The organism is Peribacillus sp. NPDC076916 (genome assembly GCF_050269675.1).
Classification (GTDB): Bacteria; Bacillota; Bacilli; order Bacillales; family DSM-1321; genus Peribacillus; species Peribacillus aracenensis.
Genome location: NZ_JBNNIU010000008.1, coordinates 144,671 through 167,676, shown reverse-complemented (window position 1 = coordinate 167,676; position 23,006 = coordinate 144,671). Strand labels below are relative to the sequence as shown.

The following is a 23,006-nucleotide window of genomic DNA, read 5'->3' as shown; positions in this document are numbered from 1 at the left end:
GCTACTCTGCCAATTCTGGCAGCTCCTGCTGTATGTGAGCTTGAAGGTCCAATCATGACGGGACCGATTATATCGAATGCAGATCTGTATTTCATTGTGTAATGCCCCTTTTCTGGCAAAAGTTTTGTTTAACCGTCTTCATTATGCCGCTTTTTGTTCTTCATTCACCCTTATTTCCGAAACGGTCCTGATCTTATAATTCTTGAATACGATCGAACCAAGGAAACCTACCGTTGCCCCAACAACTGCACATATCCCAGCAGTGATCGTCACTTTTACTGGATCATTGAAACCGTACATAACTGCCAACCCTGCGATCGGTGTTGCCGTCCCTGTTGCATTATTCACTAAACCAAACATGGCCACAACCACTCCAGCAGCCGCTCCGCCAATGAAATTGGTGGAATACACCGGAATGGGATTGGCAGATATGATATCCGCTTGTGTCAATGGTTCAATCGCAACCGCAATTGTAGTACTTCTGTCTCCAAATTTCAAGCGATCGAACAAAACAAAGTTCATGAAAGATGATCCGAATACTGCAAGTGCCCCAATTGCCATAGGAAGTCCTGTCAATCCAAGCATTGCTGTCAAAGCCATCGAGCTTAATGGTGCAGTGGCGACGACCGTTATGACCCCTCCAAGAATGATTCCCATCAAGATTGGATTACTGTTTGCCGTTTCCTTAATGATTCCACCGATATTCAAAAGCGTTGCATTGACCAAAGGCGTTAAATTCTCACCAATAAACCGAACGAGCGGTGCTGCAATGATGATTGTAACGATTAAATCCAATCCAGCAGGAACTTTTTTCTCGATCACTTTCACAAGGAAAGCCACAAGATACCCTGCGAAAAATCCAGGCAACAAACCTAAACCTGCACATGAAACACCAAGTAATAGAGCATATACGGGAGAAACCCCTAGTGCTAATGCAACAAGTGAAGCCGCTGCAACGCCTCCCATGCTTCCTGCCGCATCCCCTACTTCCCCAAGGAATTTAATATTGAATAAATCCCCTCCGACATACCGCTGAAATGCTTCCACTAGAAAAGCGGCAACCGCTGCATTGGCAAGAGCACCCATTGCTTTCATCCCTTTTGGGGCTTTAAAACTGAATAATGAAAATAAACCAAGTACCAATAATAATAAGGCCGTTCCTTTTAAAATTTCCATTAACGCATCTCTCCTCTTAGTGATTAGTAAGTATACTTTGACCTAATATTTAAATCGAACTACTAATTCATCTGCAATTTTCCGATAAAAGAACACTCATCGGTCCTTTGTTTTTGTTTCGTAGTTGGCTGTGTCTAGTTCTTCAATCAATTAAGAATCTCTTACGAAAAATAAGGAATAGAATTAAATTCACTATTATTATTTTAAGATAGTTTTATTTCATCTAACAATGTAAACCCTTTCATTTATTTTCTCATATTAACATATATCAGTACGCATACATACAAATATTTTAAATTTTTAAAGCAGAATTAATGTTTGATTTTTCAGTATATTACAATAATTAATAAAATTACTTACAACAATTAAAAATAAAAAAAGCAGCCATTAGGCTGCTTTCTCTTCTATCTCCGATTTCAACTCGCCTTTTTCTCATCGATGGATTTAGCGGCACCCCAAATTTCGGATGCCCATTCAGGATGGTCGATGAATGGATTGCGGTTATTTTGCCAGTCATGAATGACGTCATTGCGATGGCTTTCGAAATCGTCGACAGGATCGAGTTCATTCCATTTCAAAAGTGTCGATAACTTTCCATGAAGCGGCTTCGGATACGTATTGACTGTATCGGATAATTCAAGATCCAGCTCGCCGTTTCCTTCATATCGGACGGCCATGTAAAATAACATCCTTGCTATATCGCCTTTAACATGATCTGGCGGCTCCCATGAATCTGAATCAAACTTACATTCACATCCACCATATGTTTGACCGCCCTCGTCGAAATCAAGGTGTCCCCGTTTACCATTCACTGTCACATCAGCGGGACGGAGGTGATGGAGGTCTGTCCCGGGACCTTTGCTTGTCCCAAAGTCACCGTGGGACTTTGCCCAAACATGTTCACGGTTCCATTGTCCGGCATTGCCCCCATTCGCGTTCTTCGAGATGGATTTTCCGGAGTAAAGCAAGATGACATTCTGTTTGTTCACCGGATCTTCATCCGTTTCTTTAAGAGCATTCCACACTTGATCATAAGATAACATCGTATGACCCTTAATGATTGAGTGCAGAACCGCTTTCAATTCCGTTCCCGTTTTTCCTGCCGCCGTTTCGTAATAAGCTTCAAGCGGCATATCATTCGATACGGTCAACGTAAAACGGGCAACCACTTCCGATTGCTGGTCCTCAGCCTTGACTGCGACAAGGTATGTTCCAGCTTCATTTGCAGGAAGCGTTAATGTCTGGCCTGTGACTGTACCGATAGTGGATGAAAAGGTAAGTTCATCTCCATCTGGATCTGAGAAGTGCTCACTCAAATCGATGGTGACCTTGGAACCTGCTTTCACTTCTAGATTATCCAGTTTTTTCGTTACGACTGGCGCATGATTTTCTTTAGGGTCGAAAGGGGAAGCAATCGCTTCCCCCTTCGAATCAACAAACTTGATATTCGATGTGTCGACACCTTCTGTTACCGACCATTTCTGTACGTTTTCAGCGCCCCTGATTTCTTTTACATTGGCGTTATCGATGATGACTTCCTTCACCGCCATGCCTCCAAAATCAATGATTGCGCCTTCCTTATCAGGTTTTATCGTCACAGCAGCATTCTTCAGCCCAAGGCCTTTGAGTACAGCATATGAACCTTTTAACCAGATACCTTCTTCGATGTTGGATGTTTCGTCAAGATCGATCAAAACACTAGGTGAAGCAATCGTAAGTCTTTTTGTTTTAACGTTTGTTACATTATACGTTTTTTCCGGAGCAGGAGTTTCGACTCCGCCTGATCCAGATAAAGAGGTTGAGATCAGTACAGGATCATGATCGCTGGCCCTTCCATGAGCTTCCATGAAGGATGAGTTAATATGGACAATATCGACTTTTGTCGCCGAGGCCATATTATTCGATACAAGGATATGGTCCAGTACTTGTGAATTGCCTTGATATGTGTAAGAATAACGTTTTTCAAAAGGGACTTTCTCGATCATATTGGTTAAATCATTGCCCTTTAATGTTTTAAGCGGTGCCGAAAATTCAAAATCATTAAAGTCTCCAAGCAAGACGACATTCGCTTTGGCATCCTGTGACTTGATATCACTGACAAACCGATTGACGATGGAGGCAATTTGAAGCCTTTGCGTTTCACTTGATAGGACAGGAGGCTGGTTTTTGCCGAATATAGGCTGGTCACCGCCCTTGGAATTAAAATGATTGGCCACAACCACTACGCTTTCGCCTTTAAATTCGAATTGAGCGGCTAAAGGCTTTCTGCTTGAAGTGAAGGCGGGATTGGCAGGCTCGATTCGACCAGGGTTCAAGGTAAGTTTTCCATCTTTGAAGGCAACGGACTGTGTTGCCGTTCCTTTCGTTCCTTCAGTCAATTTGACACGGTCGGCATTATATAAAAAGCCTACACGGATATTCCCGCCGGGTGCCCCGCCATCAAGTTTATCTTCTGGAGCAATATCGATGTATTGATATTGCGGTCCGCCCAGCTCTTTTATTTTGTCGGTTAACTTCTTGGCACTTTGAGCAGAATCCGTTGTCCCGCTATCCGTTGCCCCATCATTATCTTGCATTTCCGTTACGCCGATGATATCGGGTTTTTTAAGATTGGTAATGATGGATGTTGCGATCGTTTCGACTTTAGAGTTAGCTGTTTGAGTGGAAAAATTCTCGATATTATAGGAAGCGATCGATAGCTTATCAGCATCCTTTTCTAAGGATGTCACTTCCCGGGCCGTACCGCCATCCTTTAACGCTGGCAGCTTGGCTTTATCCGTCACTACCCTATAGTTGCTATATCCATAGCTGATGACACCCGTGACCGATCCATCAAAGAAATCACCCGTTTTCGCTGCAAATGATTCATCATTGATATCCAGGGTAATTCTTTCAGGATTGAAATCCGTTTCCGTTATTTTGACGCCCCCAACCGCAGTCGTCGTTTCCATATTCCCTGGAATCACGACCAATTCACCATAGTCTTGAGGAGCGACCACTTTCGGGTTATATACTTGGACGAGCATTCCTTCCAGACTCTCGTAGAAATCGATGCCGTCTTCGCTCGGATTAAAATCTGTCAATCTATCATCATCGATGTTCTCGGACGGCGGAATGACATCTTTCCCAATGATGATCGGTTCTGGCATAGCTGCAGTGCCAAGCTTTTCAATCGTCGTATTGGTCAATTCAGTTGTCGGCAGATCCGTCGTTTTCATTTCAGCGTATCCTTCGATATACCACTCGGCGACTTTACCTGCCACTTTGACATGATCTCCCGCTTTCAGACCATGTGCTTTGTTGTACACAAGTATTCCCTCGGAAGTCGTTAAGTCCTTATCCGGGTTGGGATCTTGCATATAAAAATTATTCGCATCCTTTACAGAAGTGACGACACCTTCCACACCTGAGACGAGTTGATTTTCATATGATGAAAAATGATTCATCCCCTGAATGTCACGGATCTTCACTTCATTGGTTTTGGTAACGGTATAGGCAAAAGTGAAAACTTCCGATGTCTTATCGTTGACAGCGATTGCCTTGATGACAGTATCTTTCGTTAAAATGATCGGCTCTGTGTACAAAGCACTTGAAGACGTCGGTGCGGATCCATCAAGCGTATAATGGATTTTCGCTTCTTTCCAGCCAGATTCAAGTGATATTTTTGTATTTTCACTAACCATACCAGGGAAAATATCCGTGTAAACGGCTGGTTTGTTCACCAATTCATAATCTTCGATGCCACGCGGCTTCAACTGATACGTGTCATTGAACCTCGACCCGATCCCGGTTACGGAAATGACATCCCCCACTTTAAAGTTCCTCACGAAATCTTCATAAGTCGAACCGGTCCGGTTATCATGGCGAACGATAATAGATTTCCCTTCAGTATCTTCCGCCTTGAATTCGAATGTTCCGTATGTTCCAGATGGCGCCAATTCTGTAATGGTCGCTTTTTCAATGGTGACCAGCTCACCTTGTGTTTCCTCATTGACGCCAGATGCATCAATTTTTTGGATTTCAGGAAGTTCATTTCCGGAAGAAACCACTTTAAGGGAGGTTGGTTGGATTTGCAATTCCTTATTATAAGCGGATACTTTCCCGATTAAAGTAACCTTATCTCCTTGCTTTACATCTGCAGACCACGAAGAACCATAAACATATAGGCCACCCGTTTCATCTTGGATATAAAAGCCTTTTCCTCCCCAATAACCAAGACCGGTGGTGACCACTCCATCGACCTGCACTACATCTTCAGTATTCGTGCGCGCCTCGGCAATGGAATCCAGAACCTTCACATCAGGCTGTTCAGGAGTTGTTCCTCCATCAGTGATGATCGTGTAATCCGTTGCGGATTTCAGGCCGGGAACTGAAAAGTACTTTTCAAGCTTCCCCGTAATCGTCACCTGCGCTTTAAGTAATTCCGGATGTTCGACCAAATTCAAAGCCGTTCTGATATTTCCGGCTGGAAGCTGGACAGGCATGATTTTCTTAACATCTTTTTCATCCGGACTATCCGCAATACCTATGTTCGTACTTTCAGTAAAAGGCGATGTTTGCTGATAGCTTGTACCGCTTTTAGCTGTACCGACGATATATCCCTTCACCGTCGCTGTTCCGCTGTTATTATTAATCGCTTCCATTACCGATATTGTTCCTTCTGCTTTTGCAGCGGCTGCATTTGGCAAAACCGTTGACAGCACGATCAGCATGGCAAAGAAAAGCTTACTTATCCCGTTCCTCTTCAAGATCTCAACCCCTCCAACTTTTTTTCACAGGCTCAGGAATCATTTGAATGCCGCTTAAAAAATGGTTTCGCCATTCACCGTGACACCGCTCATGCTCACGGTCTTACCGTTAAGTCCCGATAAGTCCAAATTACCCTCGACTGTAACCTGTGAAAAAGTAAAGTTATCCGGAGGAGTTCCTGTTAATGTAAGATTCCCTTTAACGACTGCATTTTCCAATGAAGCGATATCCGTGATGTCTACAACTACATGACCTTCATGCGTTTTTGGGGCATCAGCCGTTCCGCCAAAGTCTTTGGCCAATACGACAGTCGGGTCTGTATTGCTTCCGGCAACATCTTTAATGCGTCCTTCAATGCTTGGATCGACAGTTTTCAGCCCGCTTACATAATCCCGTAAATTCTCCCAATCAGCGAGTCCGATATCCGTCACCCTTCCTTCTTCATAAGCCTTCTTGAAGACGGTGAATCCATCTCCGCCCTTGGCTGTAAAAGCATTGGTCGCCACGACATATTCCTTCGTTGCATCCAATTCGGAATATGTGCCATCTTGTCCGAGAACTTCAACCTTTGTGACACGACTGCCTGCTTCCTTAGAACTGTCGTAGCTGAATTTCATTCCGGAAACATGCAGGAAGCCGCCATTTTCCTTAGGTGCGAGGCTTACACTATGCTCTAATGCTTCATTGATTTCTGCTCCCGTAAGCTTCATCGTCGCTAACGTATTCCCAAACGGTAAAACGGTCAGGATTTCGCCTAAAGTGATATCGCCTTGATCGATGCCAGCGCGGATGCCACCGCCATTTTGGAAGGCTATGACCGTATCCTTATTGAATTCTTTCGCTTTACTTAGCATTCCATCCGTAATTAAATTGCCCAGTTCCGTTTCATTTTTACGAACACTCGGCTTCGTTTCATCCCCTGCATCACGCGGCGATTCCAAGGCTTTCACAGCTGTTGCACCAGTCTTCGTTTCCTTCAGCTCCTTAATCTTCGAGGAGTAAGTTTCGAGCAATTTTGCCGCTTCGGCATCATCCTGTTTTTCAGAAAGCTTAATCAGCTTACCGGCTTGTCCGACAATCTTGCCATCCTTATCGAAATTCACATCGATCGTTCCTAAATAGTCGCTATACTGATATCCTTGAACGATGACAGTCGGCTCTTTCGTTTTCCCTTTATCATCTTTGTCAACAACAACGGGGGCGTCTAACTGCGTATGGCTATGTCCGCCCACGATCACGTCGATGCCCTTGACCTTGGCAGCCAATGTTAAATCATTGTCATAAGCCGCATTGTCATCGTAGCCGATATGGGACACAGCAACTATCTTATTGACTCCCATGCCTTTGAACGCCTTGACCGCTTTTTCGGCTTCTTCAAGATAGTTTTCGAATTCTATACTTCCAGGACTTGAAATATCTTTCGTCTCTTCAGTTGTAAGCCCGAAGAACCCTACCTTTTGGCCATCCACTTGTTTTACGATTCCATTGTATATCTTCCCTTGCTCTGGCTTACTTGAAATCAAGTCCGAGAATAGCCCCTTGAACTTATCATCTTTGGAGAAGTCCACATTCGAGCTGACAAATGGGAACTTTGCCCCTTTAATGAAGTCAGCCAAAGCTTGATGCCCTTCGGCGCTTGATCCCAAATCAAATTCATGATTCCCGAACGTCATGACGTCATATTTCATTAAATTCATGAAGCGAAGATCGGCTTGCCCTTTGAATTCATTGAAATAGAGAGTTCCCGAGAATACGTCACCAGCATCCACCAAAAGAGCTTGCGGCTTACTCTTGCGCACTTCCTTGACAGCCGTCACCCTTTTTGCCACATTGTCCAAGTGGGCATGCGTATCATTCGTATGCATCAAGGAAAGGGTGATCGCCTTCGCTGGATTTTTCAAGGCTTCTTCGGCTGCAGCGACTTTCTTATCCGCCAAAGCCATTTTCGAAAGGAATTCCTTTCGGTCCGACTCCTTGATTCCATTTAAATTAATGGCTGCTTTCGCCTTTTTAGCAGCGTTTATCTGTTCTTTCGTTTTAAGTTCCCCATTGGCAAGAGCTACATAGGCATTGACCCGCTTTGCCACTTCTTTTTTCTTTTCAGCATAGACCGCTTCATCATACTTACCTTTCACTTCTTTAACATAGGCGTGTATGGCTTTTCCGAGCTTGGATGTTTTGCTGACCTTTTTCAACTGCGAAGAAACGGTTTGCATCCGCTTGTCCGCAGTCTTTAAATCACCCTGCTTCACCAAGTAGGCAGCCTTTTCATAGTAGTACGGAACTTTCAGGTCGCCGTTCAAAGCTGTTTTGGTCGATTTGGTGAATTTATCGTATAAGAGCTTTTCGATTTTCGCACCGTAAACAGTATCTTTAATATCTTTATCTGCCTTTTTCACGGCTTTATCCAGTGCCTCGTATTGAGTTCTGATATCAATTGATTTCTTGGCAAGGATTGCATTCGTAAGGGCGCCAATCGATTTACCATGTGCAGCTTTTGCTTTCTCAGCCGCTTTAAATCCTTTTACATATCCTTCAGAACGAGTGATGTACTTATCATAAGCTTCGATTTCTTTATATTTGGCATCTTTTTCTTTTTTGCTTAACATTGATTTTTTAATGGTAGTATTGATGTCTTTTTTTGCTTGTTTTGCAGATTTGATTTGTTTTTCAACAGTGGACACTGAAGCGAGTTTAGAAGTGTAGAAATAGGTATCGAATGGTTTTTTGATGGCTGCCTTGGCCGTTTTGATTTTACTATTCAGGCTAGTGGCAGCATCAGAAGGTGCCGGCGCTACCGCTACGATCGTTGTCGCAGCCATTATGGTAGCGGATGCAATTTTTACGATTTTCTTTTTCCCCATTATAGTTAATCCCCCCATAAGTTATATACTGACATAACTTTCTGCTAACTTATCCATATAATTTACACACTTTTCCAAAAAATGAATCCCGACATATTTACTTATCCATACACAAATCCACCCTACTTTTTTCCTCTAAAGATCCGTGTATCTCCTATATTACAACAATATAATCCAGTTTTAAAACAAATTTACAATACTACACGGAATATTAACAGAATATTATCATTGCATTCACCCTAAAATACCCATTATTCGATAGATGATATATCAAAAAAATGTTTTAATGGTAAAATAGTTCTATTTTATCTAGTGACCACTCATGGCCTTTATATCTGTTTTGTCGAAAAGCAAAAAAAAGAGAGAGATTTAAATCTCTCCCAGACTGTAGGGGTCTCGGCTAGCCAGTTTAATCGGCAGGAGTGTCTCAAATTTCTAAGCAGAGGCAACGTTACCCCTTTTTTTAGGTTGGATAGTATAAGATCATGCTTAGTCGAGTTATTGTTTCCCCTGAATTATGGTAGGCATGCGGTCTGTCAGCCTTGAATCTGATAGAATCACCATTCCTTACTGTATATTCTTCGTTATTTACACGTACAGTCAGTTCCCCTTCAAAAACAGTTATGTACTCTTCCGTTCCTTCCCTATGCGAATCGGAACTTAAGAATCCACCTTTTTCTATCTCGACTGAATATACTTCAAAGCGCTTCTCATCTTCAAAGGGGAAGTGGGGATAAACTCGATATTTGCCGTTATCTTCAGATAAAGTTTGAATTTCACTTTTTAAAACGATTTTTGTATCCGGCTGCGGGCTATTTATTAATGAAGAAAATGAAATCTTCAATCCATTGGCTATTTTCCAAATGGTTGTAATCGTAGGGCTCGATCCTCCCCTTTCTATTTGTCCGATCATCGTTTTACTTACTCCAGTTAATTCTGCAACCTTTTCAAGACTTAATTTCTTACTTTCCCTGATGGCTTTTAAATTGTTAGCAATAATAAAATTTATTTCTTCCATAAAAATGCTCCTTATTTACAATATAACGCCGGCATTGTACAATAAAAAGAAGTCGTTATAATGTCACTTTCGGTCATTATAGCATACAAAGGAGAGTCAACCATGCATTTACTATCTTTTTTGTTATTTGTTTTCGTTACAAGTTTCACTCCAGGTCCAAATAACATCATGGCAATGTTATTTGCAAACAAGTACGGGTTAAACAAGACGATTAAATTTTGTTTTGGGGTAGGTGCCGGTTTTTTTGTAATCATGTTATTGTGCAGTTATTTTAATGTGTTGCTTGAAAATTTCATCCCGAAAATTGAACTTATCATGACTATCCTAGGTGCAATCTATATGCTATATCTGGCCATAAAAATCATTTCAAGTTCAAATAAAGTTAAGGACGATAATGATGACAAGAACAACAGTTTTATAGCGGGCATGCTTTTACAATTCATAAATCCAAAAGGCATTCTTTATGGCATCACGGCAATATCGACCTTCATCCTGCCTTACCACTCTTCAAATTTCAGCTTACTATTCTTTTCATTATTTCTAGCTTTTGTCGGTTTTATGAGTACGTTCTGTTGGAGTATGTTCGGTTCGGTTTTCCAAACGTTTTTATCAAAGTATAGAAGTCAGTTTAATGTTGTCATGGCTTTGTTATTAGTGTATAGTGCCATTTCGATACTTGTACACTAATTAAGAAGGAGCGCCGAGTTGTAGCCAAAAGAGATTCCATCTAAATCTTGAAACTAAGGTGATTGGAATGGAAGGTATGAGACTCCTGCGGGGAAAACGCGTCCAGGGGAGGCCCCGCGCATGCGCAAAGGCTAGCCAAGTTATTCGGCAGGAGTGTCTCAAATTTCTTCAATCCATTGAGGGTTGACAGTTGAAGGGATCGGTAGTTTTTTCATGCCTCCCCCTGCATTAAATGTTTAAGCTCCCTTCGAATATTGTCACGGCATGGCCGGAAAGTTTAACTGTGTCTTCCTTTACTTCAACCTTCAATCTTCCTCCTCTTTCCGATGCTTGATAGGCCGTGAAAATACTTTTGTCCAGTTTTCTTTTCCAATATGGTCCTAGGCAACAATGGGCCGAGCCCGTTACATGATCTTCGTCAAGGCCTTGGGCAGGGGAAAAGAAACGTGAAACGAAATCATATTCACCGCTATCCGATTGACTCGTTACAATGACACCCCGAATCGGCAATTGGGCAATGGAATCTATATCCGGCTTTATATTCCTTACGATTTCCTCTGATTGAACTTCGACTAGATAATCCCATTTGTTTTGTCCAACATACGCAGGCACAACCCCTAAAGCTTTTATCAGCAATTCAGGGGCAGCGGTCTCCTGCTCGATTAATGACGGGAACTCCAATTGAACCATTCCATCAACGAACCTTGCAGTGAGAAGCCCGCTTTTCGTCTGATAGACAATTGGTCGATCTCTTGGCACGTATCCTTTCCCCCACAAAAAGAAAGAACTTGCCAGCGTCCCATGTCCACAAATCGGGATTTCAATGGAAGGTGTGAACCAACGCAACTGCCATTCAGCTTTATGAAGGTGAATGAACGCAGTGACAGGCATATTAATCTCTTTAGCCATTCGCTGCATCCACTCGTTGTCAGTTTCCCCGGTAAGAAGGCAGACAGCAGCAGGGTTTCCTTTAAAAGGTTGATCTGTAAACGTGTTAATGATGGTTAATTCCATTAAATGTGCCTCCAGTAAGTAATATTCTAGTTTCCTAATTCCACAATGATGAGCCCATTTCCTTTAGGGAATTACCATTCCCTTGTTTTTAAAGAGTTCTCTTTATCTCATTAAAATGAAAAAGACCACCATTTGGCAGCCTTTTGGATTCTATCATTCATAAGTTTCAATTTGGCGCTCTCGATTAAACCCCTTTATCGACTCAGATTCCAAATTATTTTTATCGTTGTTATAAAAAAACCACCCCTCACTATATTAATTATGTGTAATCCACCTTGCTGTAAAAAAACATCCTACCGTTTCCGGACAATAAATGTATCCCCAAGCAGTTCCCAATTCTGGGGAAAAGGATAACCAAGTACCCAATAACTGAGACCCCTTGACCTGTAAATCTTCACCAGATCGAATTTTGCTTTAGCACTGCGTGCGTCCTCAAACCAAACTTCATGTGTGCGTCCCTGATTATCTTTGTACCTATAATAAGGTGATTGGGCTGTCTCGTCATATTTTATTTCTACATTATATTGGACGGCGCGTCTGATAGCTTCCTGCATGTCGAAAGTCTCTGCTTCCTGCCCCTCTTCATGAGGAATAAGCCAGTCCCGTGCATAAATCTGAAATCCTATGAAGATTTTATTTGTTGGTATAGCCGTTACGGCATAGTCAAGGACACGCTTTATTTCATTAATGGGAGAGATTGCCTGTGGCGGCCCTTTTCGGTAACCCCATTCATATGTCATCAGCACTACGAAGTCGAGCAGCCGTCCGTGAACTGGATAATCATGTGCCTCCACTAATAATCCCTTTTGATTGGCGCCAGTTTTTGGGGCAAGGGAGGATGACACAAAGTAGCCCTCAGGATGCAATCGATCCACTGCTCTTTGGAGAAAGCGATTATAGAAATCACGGTCCTCTGGTGCCACACTTTCAAAATCGATATTCAATCCACGGTACCCTTTATTTTTCATCTTTTTTATGACGTTGGTTAATAATTTTTCCACTAAACCTGAATCGGAAAGTATCGTATGCGCAAGCTGTGTTCCCGCTTCCGTGGCGGAAAAATTCGTTATGCACATCATGGGTATGACGCCAGTTGCCTGTGCCGCCCGTATCGTCGGGGTGTCATCTATGACTTCTAAGCTGCCATCTTTCCTCATTCTATAACCAAATGGACTTACGTAGGTCAAATCGTAGGCTACATCACGTACCTGCTCCGCCCCGGCTTGCCCGTAAACGTTTGTAAAACCATTTACCTCAATGATGGGCTTTGGTTTTTGGGGAATCCTTATTATCCGTCCGATATGAATATTGGACGGATCTGTAATCCGATTCATCTGCATAATGGCTTGAACGGTCGTTCCATAATGTCTTGCTATATCATAAAGAGTATCCCGTTCCCTTACGGTATGATAAATAACCGGAATGGTTAGTCTCTGCCCTGGATAGATAGCAGAAGGGTTTGTGATGCGATTCGATTGCATGATTTCCTGTACCGCAGTTCCAAACTGATTTGCGATTTCATTTAGAGTATCCCCTTGCTGAACCCTGTACTGCAGATAAGGTTCAGGAATCAAAAGTGCTAGGCCAATCACCAGCTTATCTGGATTTTCAAGGCCATTGACCCGAACAATCCGGTTGGTACTGACACCATATTGCCGGGAGATTCCCCACAAAGAATCCCCCCTATTCACCACATGGATTTTCACATGCACTGCCCCCCTTTCCTTCAAAATATTCCCTTCATTTTATTCCCTGGATAGCCCTAATATGTTTTTTGCGTTCAACATTCCAGTATTCTTAGTTTTTTCGCTCTTATTGCGTATCATTTTTGTTCCCCATTGTGGCCCGGATTCTTTATCTAAGAAAACAAGGGAGTACTTCAATAGAGGAAAAGAGGTAAACAAATCCCCAAAGACAGGGACATTGCATCAGTCCGACAAAGAGATGTTACATGCAAAACTGGTGATCATTGACTAAGGATAATCTAGTCTGGTTTTTAAAGAGTTCTCTTTCTCATTAAAATGAAAAAGACCACCATATGGCAGTCTTTCTTATTTCAGTGGTTTGCCATTCACCCAACATTCCTTGTCCATATTTATTTCTTTATGAACTCTGATTCCAAACGATTGTTTACGTTTTTATAAAAGTCCGGTAGTTCTTGTAGTGCATTCCGAAAAGTTAATAGGATATTATCGATTCCGATCGCTTGAAGTTCCTGGATTTTGATTGCAACCGATTCGTAACTGCCGATTAGCCCTGTCCTGAACCCAGTAACAAACAATCCTTTGTTACCTCTATTAAACCGTTAGAAAACCCTCACATCAAAATAAATCAACATCTCAAAATACACACCCTCTTTTACAGCCTTATAACTAGCTCCTAAGCTACAAAATAAGAGGTGTGTACCTCTCCATTGAAGAGTATGATAAACGCACCACAAAGGGAAACCACAGCCTGAAATACCCCCTTTTAAAACAATGATCCACCAAACCAAAAGCCAATTGGTATGGTATAATTACAGAAGGGTGAATTTTTGTTTCAGGAGGTTACATAATGACGATCAGCAGCATCATATTGGTGGTTGGTGCAGTCTTTATCGGCGCCTTGATGCGGACGATGTTCGGGTTCGGTGAAGCTATAGTCAGCATGCCCCTGCTTGCCTTACTTCACATTCCGCTTAATACTTCGGTTTCCCTGATTGGGTTGGCAGGTCTTACCGTTGCCTCACTAACCGTCGTTAGCGGATGGCGTCATATCGAACGTTCGGTATTAATCAGGCTCGCGCTTGCAACGGTCATCGGCATACCAGCCGGCCTCGCTTTGCTCCATTACGCACCTTCGATGATCATTACTTCTGCACTCGGTGTTTTTTTGATGGCATATGGAGGATACTCCCTTCTTAAGCAAAAACTTTTCCGGGCTGTGGATAAACCGTTACTCACCTCGAAAGGTTGGGTATGGCCGTTCGGTTTCGCGTCGGGAGTCCTTGGCAGCGCCTATAACTTTAATGGAGTGCCGGTCGTCGTCTATGGAACTTTAAGAAGATGGAGTCCGGATCGATTCCGCGGAACATTGCAAGCCCATTTTCTTATATCCGGAATCCTTGTCGTGACGGGGCATGCGCTAGGAGGACTGTGGACAGCCGATTCATTAATTCTCTACGTTTATTCCATTCCTGCCATATTACTGGCGACAGGTCTCGGAATCTTCACGAATAAGCGGATTCCTGCGAAGAAATTCGAAAGCTATCTATTCTTTATCATCATTGCGCTAGGTGTACTATTATTGCTGCCCAATGGCTGAAAACCAATAAAAGCCTGATTTCTCATTGAAACATCGAGAAATCAGGCCTTTTGCAGGATTAATAGACTCATGGTTGAATCGTCAACCCCGGATGTCCCGTTTGTTATATCCGATAATGCCAACAGTCAATAATACGATGGCCATGATGGTAAGTATGGACACTTTCATGAAGTCCAAATCTTCAATAGGAAGTTTCGGAATATGGCCAAATGGTGTTAGTTTACCCATCCATTCCGGAAATTGTAGCATTCCCCCTAAATAAACGACTAAGATTGAGTATGTCAAGTAAAGCCAAGTCAAGCCAGATAATTTCGGTGCAAAGCCAATAAACAGCACACCGAGACCAATCATGATCCACATTGCAGGCAGGTAGACCATTGCTGCGCTATATAAAGTCCCGAAAGCAATCCCTTCATCCATCACCAAATTCCCGACTGCCCAAAGACCGATTGCAGCAAGCGTAATCATGAGAAAACCGGCCAGGATGGAGATGATAAGATAGCTGCCCATAAGCCTTGTACGTGATACAGCGCGACTCAGTAAAAGTTCAGTATGATTCTTTTTTTCTTCCCCTTTAAGCTTTAACATCGCCATTAAAGGCGGAATGGTGCAAATCATGGAGATGACTGACATCAACATCGTCAAAAATTGTTCTGTCAGCGAATAGCCTTCAACAGGCGTCAATAGTTCGGCCATCATTTCATTTTTTGCAAAAAAGGATTCCAAATCACCTAAAACGGAACCGTAAGATGCTCCCAAAACGAACATCCCGGCTGCCCACGCAATTAATCCTATACGCTGAAGCCTTAGCGCAAGGCCAAGCGGACTTTTTAAAAACGATGAAGCATATTTCCTGCCTGGCTTAGCCGGTATGAATCCAGCTTCCAAATCCCTGATGGCATTTAAATATAGAGATAGGGCAACCAAAGTGATTGCCGCACCGATCGTAAGGATGATGGGCCACCAATAATTTTTCACATATACTTCTGAACCTAGAACCCAACCCAATGGAGAAAACCAGGAAAGAGTTTCATTGCTAACGTCCCCAATCGCCCGAATAAGATAGGAGAGAAGCAATACAGTGATGGAATAACCAATCGTACCTCGCGCACTCTCCGTAAGCTGGGCAAATAATGCCGTTATCGCCGAGAAGAAAATACCTGTTGCCCCTAAAGCTGCTCCATACATAAGGGAACCTTCCAAATCCATGCTTTCAATTCCCAGAGCATACAAACCGAAACCCATTATTATCGCGATCAATGCATTCGTTCCAAACGATACGGAAATGGTTGCATATAAATTGGCCAACCGGCCAGCCGGCAAAGAACGGATCATTTCGATACGGCCATCCTCTTCATCTGTGCGTGTATGGCGCGTAACAAGGAAAATACTCATTATCCCCACGGCCATAGCGGTTAACAGTAACATTTGATGCGCCATCATCGCTCCGTTTGTATAGTCATCCAGGCCGTAACCTTTCCCCACCATCGCAGTCATTGCAGAGTTCTTCATCGTTTCTGCAATGGTTTGCCTTTCTAGCCCAGTCGGATACAGATCGGTGAAAGCCATCGCAACCATAAATGAAAGGACGGATAAGGAAATTATCCAAACAGGGATCCGAATCCGATCTTGCCGAACGATGAATCGGGAGAGTCTTCCTGTATTATGATAGGACTGGTTCGCCATTATAACGCACCTCCCGCCCCAGAATCAGAAGTCTTCCTTTCACCTTCATAATGGCTCATGAATAGGTCCTCCAATGTAGGCGGCGCGCTTTCCAATTTCACAATCCCAAACTGGCTTACATACTTCATGACATTATCCAATTCATTTATATCCACTTGGAATGAAAGTGCCTGATCTTTCTTCACGATATCCCGAACACCGATTACATTCCCTAAAGCAGGGATAGGTTGCTTCGTTTCGACAAGCAAGCTTGTTCTCGTTAAATGACGTAACTCATCCAATGATCCCGTTTCAATTATTTGTCCTTGCCGAATGATACCCACTTTATCGCATAATCTTTCCACTTCAGAAAGAATGTGACTGGAAAGTAATATGCTTTTTCCTTCATTTTTCGCATCCATCACACATTCCTGAAAAACCCTTTCCATCAATGGATCTAAACCTGATGTTGGTTCATCCAATATATAAAGGTCGGTATCAGATGAGAAAGCAGCAATCAAAGCAACCTTTTGCCTGTTCCCTTTTGAATATGTCCCGCATTTCTTGGAAGGATCCAAATCGAATTTTTTTATAAGTTCTTCTCGTCTGCTTTTATTGTTTGCCCCGCGTAATTCAACAAATAGGTCAATAACTTCCCCGCCTGTTAAATTGGGCCATAGGTTCACATCTCCTGGAACATACGCGATCCGCTTGTGAATTTCAACGGCATCTTTCCATGCATCCATGCCAAAAATCTTCGCTTCCCCATCCGTTGCTTTTAAAATCCCGAGCAAAACACGGATCGTTGTTGATTTTCCAGCACCATTAGGACCGATAAATCCAAACACCTCGCCTTTATTCACTTCAATGTTCACCCCATTTAAAGCGGTAAACTTTCCAAACTTTTTCGTTAAATCCGTTGTTTTCAACACTGACATTCCTCATCCACCTCTTCCTCATTGGATTAAATACGAAAGAAATTATGAAATATTTTAAATGATTTAGTTCATAATATATAAAATAAGAATTCCTGACAATAGTTTATGAACTTATTTTATTGTTCTATTACATATTTTTAATTAAACTAAAGTTGAGGTGAAATAAATGGACGGGTTTCAACGCCGCAGGGAACAAAAAAAACTGAATATACTAGAGGCTGCCTTAGCTTTATTCATGGAGTATGGCGTCCAAAAGATTTCTATTGGGGAAATAGCAAAAAAAGCAAATGTATCTCAAGTAACGATATATAATTACTTCGAAAGTAAGCATAACTTGATTCATGAGGTTTTTATTCATTATACAAATAAGGCCTTGGATGAATTTGAACAAATACTGGCCAGCAACATTGCTTTCCCTGAAAAAATAAAGCAGCTGATGTTCACGAAGAATGAAACTGCGAAACACATTCATGAAGATTTTTATCAATATTTAATGAGGGAATATACTTCCGGAGTCAATTATATGGAAAAAATATATACAGAAAAGGCTCTGCCACGCTTCATTGATCTGTTTAACCAAGGGAAGGAACAAGGATATGTCGACCGGAATTTATCCAATGAAGCGATTTTATTTTATATAAAATCGCTGAATGAATACATCCAACGGGAAGAGGTTTATCAAAGCATCCTGCCTTTGACTGAAGATATCATGAAGATTTTGTTTTATGGGATAGTTGGAAAAAATGAAAAATGAACCATAACCGCGGAATTAAAGAGGTGGTGTGAATCGATAACTCCAATTCACACCACCTTTTTAAGTCAATGTTAACAGTTTGGCAGTAGTATAATTATACTTCTCGATTGATAAATCAAAAACGGCTCCCGCTTTTAAAAAGACCGTACTTTCAACGATTAAAGTCGGATCTCCTGGCTGCAAGTCCAAAAGCTTGGCATCATCCTCATTTAGTTTTTCACACGAAATGATTTTATCTGCAAACCCGATATTCAACTTCAAATCCTCGACAATATATTCATAAATGGAACCATTTGCGATTTCTTTATTTAAGATGGGGATGATGTCTTTATTGAAAAAGGACTCTTCTATTACAATGGGTGCACCATTTAAGTATCTAACCCGTTTGAGGTTATAGATTTTCGTTTTTACCTGGCATTTCATTTGTTTGGCCAATTTTTCATCAGCTTCTATCAGTTCTAACTTTAACACTTTACTTTTCATTTCATCATTCGGAAACACTTTGGTTAAGCCACTCATATCCCTCATCGAAATGCAGCCCGGTCTGGTAAATTCCCTTAGGAATATGCCGCTTCCTTGCACTTGATAGATATAGCCCTGCTCAACCAATATATTGATCGCTTTTCTAATGGTATTCCTGCTGACATCGAACCTCTTCATCAACTCTTCTTCAGTAGGTAACTTAGTATTTAATGTATATTTTCCTTCTACTATTTCTTTCTCCATTTGTTCTACGACCATTCTATACTTTACATCCATATTTCCATATACCTTCCTCTATACATAATGATTTAGAACAATACTTTAGATTGAATGATAGGTTTTCTTTACAATAGTTTATTTTATAACGATTGTAAAGAAACCTCTGTTTCTTTCAGACTGTACTTAGCCTGCATGTTTTTTATTTAACGTTCCGATTGATTTTCAGAAATCCGCTCCCTTTCCGCCGGCTGGCTGCCAGGCCTCATCAAAGCAAGCGCCTGTGGGGTCTCGGCTAGCCAGTTATTCGGCAGGAGTGTCGAAAATTTCTTCAATCCAATAAGATTTACAGTAAAAAAACATCAAGGATAAACTAGTCTAAAACTTGGTTCGGAATAGACCAGCCTACGGTTTTTTCTAGAAAACGTTCCAGTTGATTTTCAGAAATCCGCTCCCTTTCCATCGACTGTCTGACAAGCCTCATCAAAGCAAGCGCCTGTGGGGTCTCGACTAGCCAGTTATTCGGCAGGAGTGTCGCAAATTTCTTCAATCCTTTGAGGGTTACAGTAAAAAAACATCAAGGATAAACTAGTCTTAAATATAATTCGGGATGAGACCAGCCTACGGTTTTTTCTAGAAAACGTTCCAGTTGATTTTCAGAAATTCGCTCCCTTTCCATCGACTGGCTGCCAGGCCCCCTCGGCGCAAGCGCCTGTGGGGTCTCGACTAGCCTGTTATTCGCAGGAGTGTCGCAAATTTCTTCAATCCAATAAGGATTACAGTAAAAAAACTTAAGAATGATTATTCTTAAAATCATGGGCGGTCCGGGAGTGCCTGGAGAGGAAATCAACGGTTTATTCTTTATATCAACTAAAAAAAGACATCCAATCAATTAAAGATAGGATGTCTCTAAATCTATTGAATTCAACTGTCTCCAGCCATGCAGTTGTTTATAAATCCTTCATTCTCTTTAATGTGTAAACAAAGTATTCCCAGTTGTTTATGGTCGACGGGATGCTTAAGTGTTCTTCAGGTGTATGTACGGAAAACATATCCGGCCCGATTGAAACAGTATCCAACCCTGGTATCTTATCTATGAATACACCACACTCGATCCCTGCATGCACAGCGATGATTTCAATATCTTCCTGATATTTTTCTTTGTATGTCTCTTCAAATAATTTCTTGAGTTTCGAATCAGGATTATAGGGCCACTCGGGATAATCCGCGTCAACCAATAGTTCGCACCCAAGCATGTCGGCAATTGCCTTTGCTTGCGTGACCATATTATATTTGATGCTTTTGACCGAACTCCTGATTTCACTTTCGAATATCATTTCCGCTTCATTTGTTGTAACGACCCCTAGATTCGTCGAACTTTCCACTAATCCTTCTATTCCCATGCTCATTCCTTGAACGCCATGCGGGATTACCAGTAAGGAGGAAATGGCTTTAGTCAACGTCTCTTCGGAAAAAACATTTGAAGAAACCGTTTCGATCTTTTCAAACCTGATCAATACCTCAGGGTCGGAAGATTGCAGTTCATTTTTAAAAGTATTTTCCCATTGTTGAAGTCTCTCCGTTATCTCCTGAACATCTTCTGCATGAATCAGTACAGTCGCCTCTGCTTCACGAGGAATGGCATTCCCTTTCAGCCCCCCGTTCATTTGCTGTATGTAGCAAGGGAAATCTGCCGTAAGTTCATGTAATACTCTGCCCAAAAGTTTATTGGAGTTCCCTCTTTCCTTATGGATGGACATACCGGAGTGTCCGCCCTTCAACCCTTTAATCCTGATGTTATAAGATACAGCATCAACAATGGAAGCTGATTCCCATCCGATTGGCAGGACCTGCCGCACGCGTATTCCTCCCGCAGAGCTGACCAGCAGCTTTCCATCTTCCTCCGAATCGATATTGATCATCATTTTCCCTTTGAAGTGAGCCGGATCCACGGCAAGTGCACCGTTCATTGTCGTTTCTTCTTCAGTAGTTATGACTATTTCAAGAGAGGGATGCGGAATATCATTTGCATCCAATAATGCTAAAGCATACGCAACAGCCACTCCATTATCCGCCCCCAATGTTGTATCCGTCGCATACAACATGTCTCCCACAATCCTTAATTGAAGCGGATCTTTCTCGAAATCATGAAGCGTACCCTTGTTCTTTTCGCAAACCATATCCATATGCCCCTGGATAATGACGGTAGGTGCACTTTCATATCCAAATGTGGCAGGCTTTTTGATAATCACATTCAGCGCTTCATCCTGGATCACCTCCAGGTTCCTATCCTTAGCGAAGTGAACCAGATAGTCACTGATCGCTTTTTCATTAGCCGATCCTCTCGGGATTTCGGATATCGCTGCAAAATAATGAAACACCGGATGGCTCGATAATTCTTCTAACGTGCTATACATGAAAAAACATCCTTTCATTTAAAATATTTGTACTGCCTCTCATCCCTTTACTTTTCCAGGACGGAACACGGCCACTCTTGTGAACAATGGATACAGAACGTACCCCAGATAAACACCAACCATATTCAAGATAAGGTCATCGACATCCAAACTTCCGCGCCGAAAAACAAACTGACAGATTTCGATGGCCGAAATCGAAAGTAATGGATAAAGAAATTTCCTTTTTGCGGAGGGCTCCTTCCCTTCCCTCGACAACAAATACAGCCCAAATGGAATGAACAGCCCCACATTGGCGCTAAGGTTATAAAATGACACAAGCCCGTTCATATCGTTCGATAAATATAAAAGAATCGTAGAAAAAGGGACCAAATTATACGAATATACCTGCCCTTCTGGTCGAAAGAACAGCAAAACCAATAATGATAAACTGTAGCCAAAGAATGCGGCCTGCCACAAAAGGCGCGAAATTCGGACCGTTTCACCTCGAAAAAAAAGAACCGCAAACGAAACGAAAAGAAGTATACAAAACCAGACAACGATGATCACCAAAGGATTCAAATATAATCGGAGCTGAAGGAAAAAAGGCAAACCGCACAAAAACAATGCTTGCGACAGCAAAAGGGAAAGCATGACCGATTTTAGGGACATATAACTCCCCCCTTCTATTTCTTACCAATCCTTGCATGTCCTTATATCCTAGGACAACTTTAAGAACCCGTCAACAAACTGCAGAATATAAACCTGTCACTTAGAAAACTGCCAGTATGTTCGTCAAGAGGCAGCTTTTCAAGGCTAATGGATTGCTTGGAATGATTCATTCGCATGTTTTAGTTCTCGCCCAAACTATGTGATTCTCTCCCCAGCCTCATTCCACTTCAACCATGATTTGCGTCAGGTAATTTTCATACCCCTTTACCGCGACTTCATCCAAGATGTATTCTTCGTATGCAAACGACTTGAGGTTCAAGTTTTCACTCGCCATGAATTGTAAGATTCTTTCGTACGTTTCGGAGATATTTTTATAACTGCCTTTATGATAGGCAACAACATAGAATCCCTTCGGTTTTGAATAGAATTTGGGGGCTGGGTGCCTTTCCATGACTTTCGTGTACAAAAATGAATAGTCATCATGATTCCCGTCGATGATGTTTTCTTTACTAATCATGGCCCCGATAGGGAATCCTGTGTAAAATTCATTTTCATTACAGAAATCAATGAAGTCAGAAGTAGATTTTAAGAATTCGGCATCAGAAGAGTTCAGGATGGATTCACTAAGGAAGAGCTGTTCTTCCTCCTGAAGTTTCAAGGTGATTTGAGAGTCATCCATACAAATCGCTTTTTCAGTGAGGTATATTTTCGTTTCAATGATCTTCTGCACTCTGTGAAGGTTCTTTATCTTTTTTTCCAATTCTATGGTCTTTTCTTTGAAAAGTTCAATTAGTTCCATAGGTGACCTGTTAGTAAGAAACCATTTGATCTCTTTCAAAGGCATATTGAATTCTTTTAAAAGCGTGATGACCGAAAAAACTTCGAATTGTTGATAAGAGTAATACCGATAGCCCTTTTCGTTTTTTAAATCAGGAGTAAGAAGCCCAATCTCATCATAATGAATGAGCGTTTGTTTTTTTACATTGCATAATTTGGCGAATTCGCCAGTCGTAAAATATTTGCCTACATTTCCATCGGACATCACGATCTCTCCTCTTGACTATATGGTAACCA

Annotated in this window: 16 protein-coding genes and 1 pseudogene; 3 read left to right on the top strand and 14 right to left on the bottom strand. The window is 41.9% G+C overall.

Translation table 11 applies throughout. From position 1 onward, the window contains the following. The 5 genes and pseudogenes from ACQKFG_RS20865 to ACQKFG_RS20845 form a co-directional block, all read right to left on the bottom strand. Positions 1–95: pseudogene (locus ACQKFG_RS20865) on the bottom strand (L-serine ammonia-lyase, iron-sulfur-dependent subunit beta); the annotation flags it as partial. A gap of 46 nt (positions 96–141) precedes the next feature. Then, entirely contained in the window at positions 142–1,176 is a 1,035-nt protein-coding gene (locus tag ACQKFG_RS20860; protein WP_192206704.1) for a PTS sugar transporter subunit IIC, read from the bottom strand. A gap of 416 nt (positions 1,177–1,592) precedes the next feature. Next, positions 1,593–5,924 carry an endonuclease gene (locus ACQKFG_RS20855; RefSeq protein WP_427562370.1) on the bottom strand — a complete coding sequence of 1,444 codons (4,332 nt, stop codon included), beginning with the start codon at positions 5,922–5,924 and terminating at the stop codon, positions 1,593–1,595. A gap of 54 nt (positions 5,925–5,978) precedes the next feature. Beyond that, positions 5,979–8,789, bottom strand: a complete 2,811-nt coding sequence (locus tag ACQKFG_RS20850) for a bifunctional metallophosphatase/5'-nucleotidase (RefSeq protein WP_427562367.1) — start codon at positions 8,787–8,789, stop codon at positions 5,979–5,981. 463 nt (positions 8,790–9,252) lie between these two features. After that, positions 9,253–9,807, bottom strand: coding sequence for a helix-turn-helix domain-containing protein (locus ACQKFG_RS20845; RefSeq protein ID WP_214793534.1), 555 nt, complete (start codon positions 9,805–9,807; stop codon positions 9,253–9,255). A gap of 102 nt (positions 9,808–9,909) precedes the next feature. Between ACQKFG_RS20845 and ACQKFG_RS20840 the strand changes: the two genes are divergently transcribed. After that, on the top strand, positions 9,910–10,494 hold the full coding sequence (locus ACQKFG_RS20840; protein ID WP_427562365.1) for a LysE family transporter: 585 nt from the start codon (positions 9,910–9,912) through the stop codon (positions 10,492–10,494). A 228-nt stretch (positions 10,495–10,722) separates the two neighbouring features. On the opposite strand, the gene ACQKFG_RS20835 is transcribed toward ACQKFG_RS20840, so the two are convergent. From ACQKFG_RS20835 to ACQKFG_RS20825, 3 genes are all read right to left on the bottom strand, one after another. Next, a complete protein-coding gene (locus ACQKFG_RS20835; RefSeq protein ID WP_427562362.1) occupies positions 10,723–11,508 on the bottom strand; it encodes a PhzF family phenazine biosynthesis protein in 786 nt (261 codons plus the stop codon). 293 nt (positions 11,509–11,801) lie between these two features. Then, complete coding sequence (locus ACQKFG_RS20830) at positions 11,802–13,214, bottom strand: LysM peptidoglycan-binding domain-containing protein (RefSeq protein WP_427562359.1); 1,413 nt, start codon at positions 13,212–13,214, stop codon at positions 11,802–11,804. A 389-nt stretch (positions 13,215–13,603) separates the two neighbouring features. Continuing rightward, positions 13,604–13,789, bottom strand: a complete 186-nt coding sequence (locus ACQKFG_RS20825; protein ID WP_427562356.1) for a hypothetical protein — start codon at positions 13,787–13,789, stop codon at positions 13,604–13,606. Positions 13,790–14,061: 272 nt separating this feature from the next. On the opposite strand from ACQKFG_RS20825, the gene ACQKFG_RS20820 reads away from it, so the two are divergent. Beyond that, positions 14,062–14,811, top strand: a complete 750-nt coding sequence (locus tag ACQKFG_RS20820) for a sulfite exporter TauE/SafE family protein (RefSeq protein WP_427562354.1) — start codon at positions 14,062–14,064, stop codon at positions 14,809–14,811. A gap of 81 nt (positions 14,812–14,892) precedes the next feature. On the opposite strand, the gene ACQKFG_RS20815 is transcribed toward ACQKFG_RS20820, so the two are convergent. Both ACQKFG_RS20815 and ACQKFG_RS20810 read right to left on the bottom strand, forming a co-directional pair. Then, a complete protein-coding gene (locus ACQKFG_RS20815) occupies positions 14,893–16,497 on the bottom strand; it encodes an ABC transporter permease (protein WP_427562351.1) in 1,605 nt (534 codons plus the stop codon). Next, positions 16,497–17,414, bottom strand: a complete 918-nt coding sequence (locus ACQKFG_RS20810; RefSeq protein WP_427562348.1) for an ATP-binding cassette domain-containing protein — start codon at positions 17,412–17,414, stop codon at positions 16,497–16,499. The genes ACQKFG_RS20815 and ACQKFG_RS20810 overlap by 1 nt, the downstream gene beginning before the upstream one ends. 166 nt (positions 17,415–17,580) lie before the next feature. Between ACQKFG_RS20810 and ACQKFG_RS20805 the strand changes: the two genes are divergently transcribed. Next, entirely contained in the window at positions 17,581–18,168 is a 588-nt protein-coding gene (locus tag ACQKFG_RS20805) for a TetR/AcrR family transcriptional regulator (protein ID WP_427562345.1), read from the top strand. Positions 18,169–18,228: 60 nt separating this feature from the next. On the opposite strand, the gene ACQKFG_RS20800 is transcribed toward ACQKFG_RS20805, so the two are convergent. From ACQKFG_RS20800 to ACQKFG_RS20785, 4 genes are all read right to left on the bottom strand, one after another. After that, a complete protein-coding gene (locus tag ACQKFG_RS20800) occupies positions 18,229–18,927 on the bottom strand; it encodes a GntR family transcriptional regulator (RefSeq protein WP_427562342.1) in 699 nt (232 codons plus the stop codon). Between the two features lie 890 nt (positions 18,928–19,817). Further along, the gene (locus tag ACQKFG_RS20795) at positions 19,818–21,284 is read right to left on the bottom strand and encodes an aminoacyl-histidine dipeptidase (RefSeq protein ID WP_427562339.1); all 1,467 of its coding nucleotides are present in this window, start codon (positions 21,282–21,284) and stop codon (positions 19,818–19,820) included. Positions 21,285–21,323: 39 nt separating this feature from the next. Continuing rightward, positions 21,324–21,932, bottom strand: a complete 609-nt coding sequence (locus ACQKFG_RS20790; protein WP_427562336.1) for a VanZ family protein — start codon at positions 21,930–21,932, stop codon at positions 21,324–21,326. Positions 21,933–22,149: 217 nt separating this feature from the next. Then, positions 22,150–22,974 carry a MerR family transcriptional regulator gene (locus ACQKFG_RS20785; protein ID WP_427562333.1) on the bottom strand — a complete coding sequence of 275 codons (825 nt, stop codon included), beginning with the start codon at positions 22,972–22,974 and terminating at the stop codon, positions 22,150–22,152. Positions 22,975–23,006: the final 32 nt, after the last annotated feature.

What these genes read in the sequence shown, in the direction of transcription:
- ACQKFG_RS20845 (WP_214793534.1), bottom strand. Translation starts at nt 9,807, where the DNA reads ATGGAAGAAATAAATTTTATTATTGCTAACAATTTAAAAGCCATCAGG.
- ACQKFG_RS20850 (WP_427562367.1), bottom strand. Translation starts at nt 8,789, where the DNA reads ATGGGGAAAAAGAAAATCGTAAAAATTGCATCCGCTACCATAATGGCT.
- ACQKFG_RS20785 (WP_427562333.1), bottom strand. Translation starts at nt 22,974, where the DNA reads ATGTCCGATGGAAATGTAGGCAAATATTTTACGACTGGCGAATTCGCC.
- ACQKFG_RS20815 (WP_427562351.1), bottom strand. Translation starts at nt 16,497, where the DNA reads ATGGCGAACCAGTCCTATCATAATACAGGAAGACTCTCCCGATTCATC.
- ACQKFG_RS20820 (WP_427562354.1), top strand. Translation starts at nt 14,062, where the DNA reads ATGACGATCAGCAGCATCATATTGGTGGTTGGTGCAGTCTTTATCGGC.
- ACQKFG_RS20810 (WP_427562348.1), bottom strand. Translation starts at nt 17,414, where the DNA reads ATGTCAGTGTTGAAAACAACGGATTTAACGAAAAAGTTTGGAAAGTTT.
- ACQKFG_RS20835 (WP_427562362.1), bottom strand. Translation starts at nt 11,508, where the DNA reads ATGGAATTAACCATCATTAACACGTTTACAGATCAACCTTTTAAAGGA.
- ACQKFG_RS20805 (WP_427562345.1), top strand. Translation starts at nt 17,581, where the DNA reads ATGGACGGGTTTCAACGCCGCAGGGAACAAAAAAAACTGAATATACTA.
- ACQKFG_RS20795 (WP_427562339.1), bottom strand. Translation starts at nt 21,284, where the DNA reads ATGTATAGCACGTTAGAAGAATTATCGAGCCATCCGGTGTTTCATTAT.
- ACQKFG_RS20840 (WP_427562365.1), top strand. Translation starts at nt 9,910, where the DNA reads ATGCATTTACTATCTTTTTTGTTATTTGTTTTCGTTACAAGTTTCACT.
- ACQKFG_RS20790 (WP_427562336.1), bottom strand. Translation starts at nt 21,932, where the DNA reads ATGTCCCTAAAATCGGTCATGCTTTCCCTTTTGCTGTCGCAAGCATTG.
- ACQKFG_RS20860 (WP_192206704.1), bottom strand. Translation starts at nt 1,176, where the DNA reads ATGGAAATTTTAAAAGGAACGGCCTTATTATTATTGGTACTTGGTTTA.
- ACQKFG_RS20800 (WP_427562342.1), bottom strand. Translation starts at nt 18,927, where the DNA reads ATGGATGTAAAGTATAGAATGGTCGTAGAACAAATGGAGAAAGAAATA.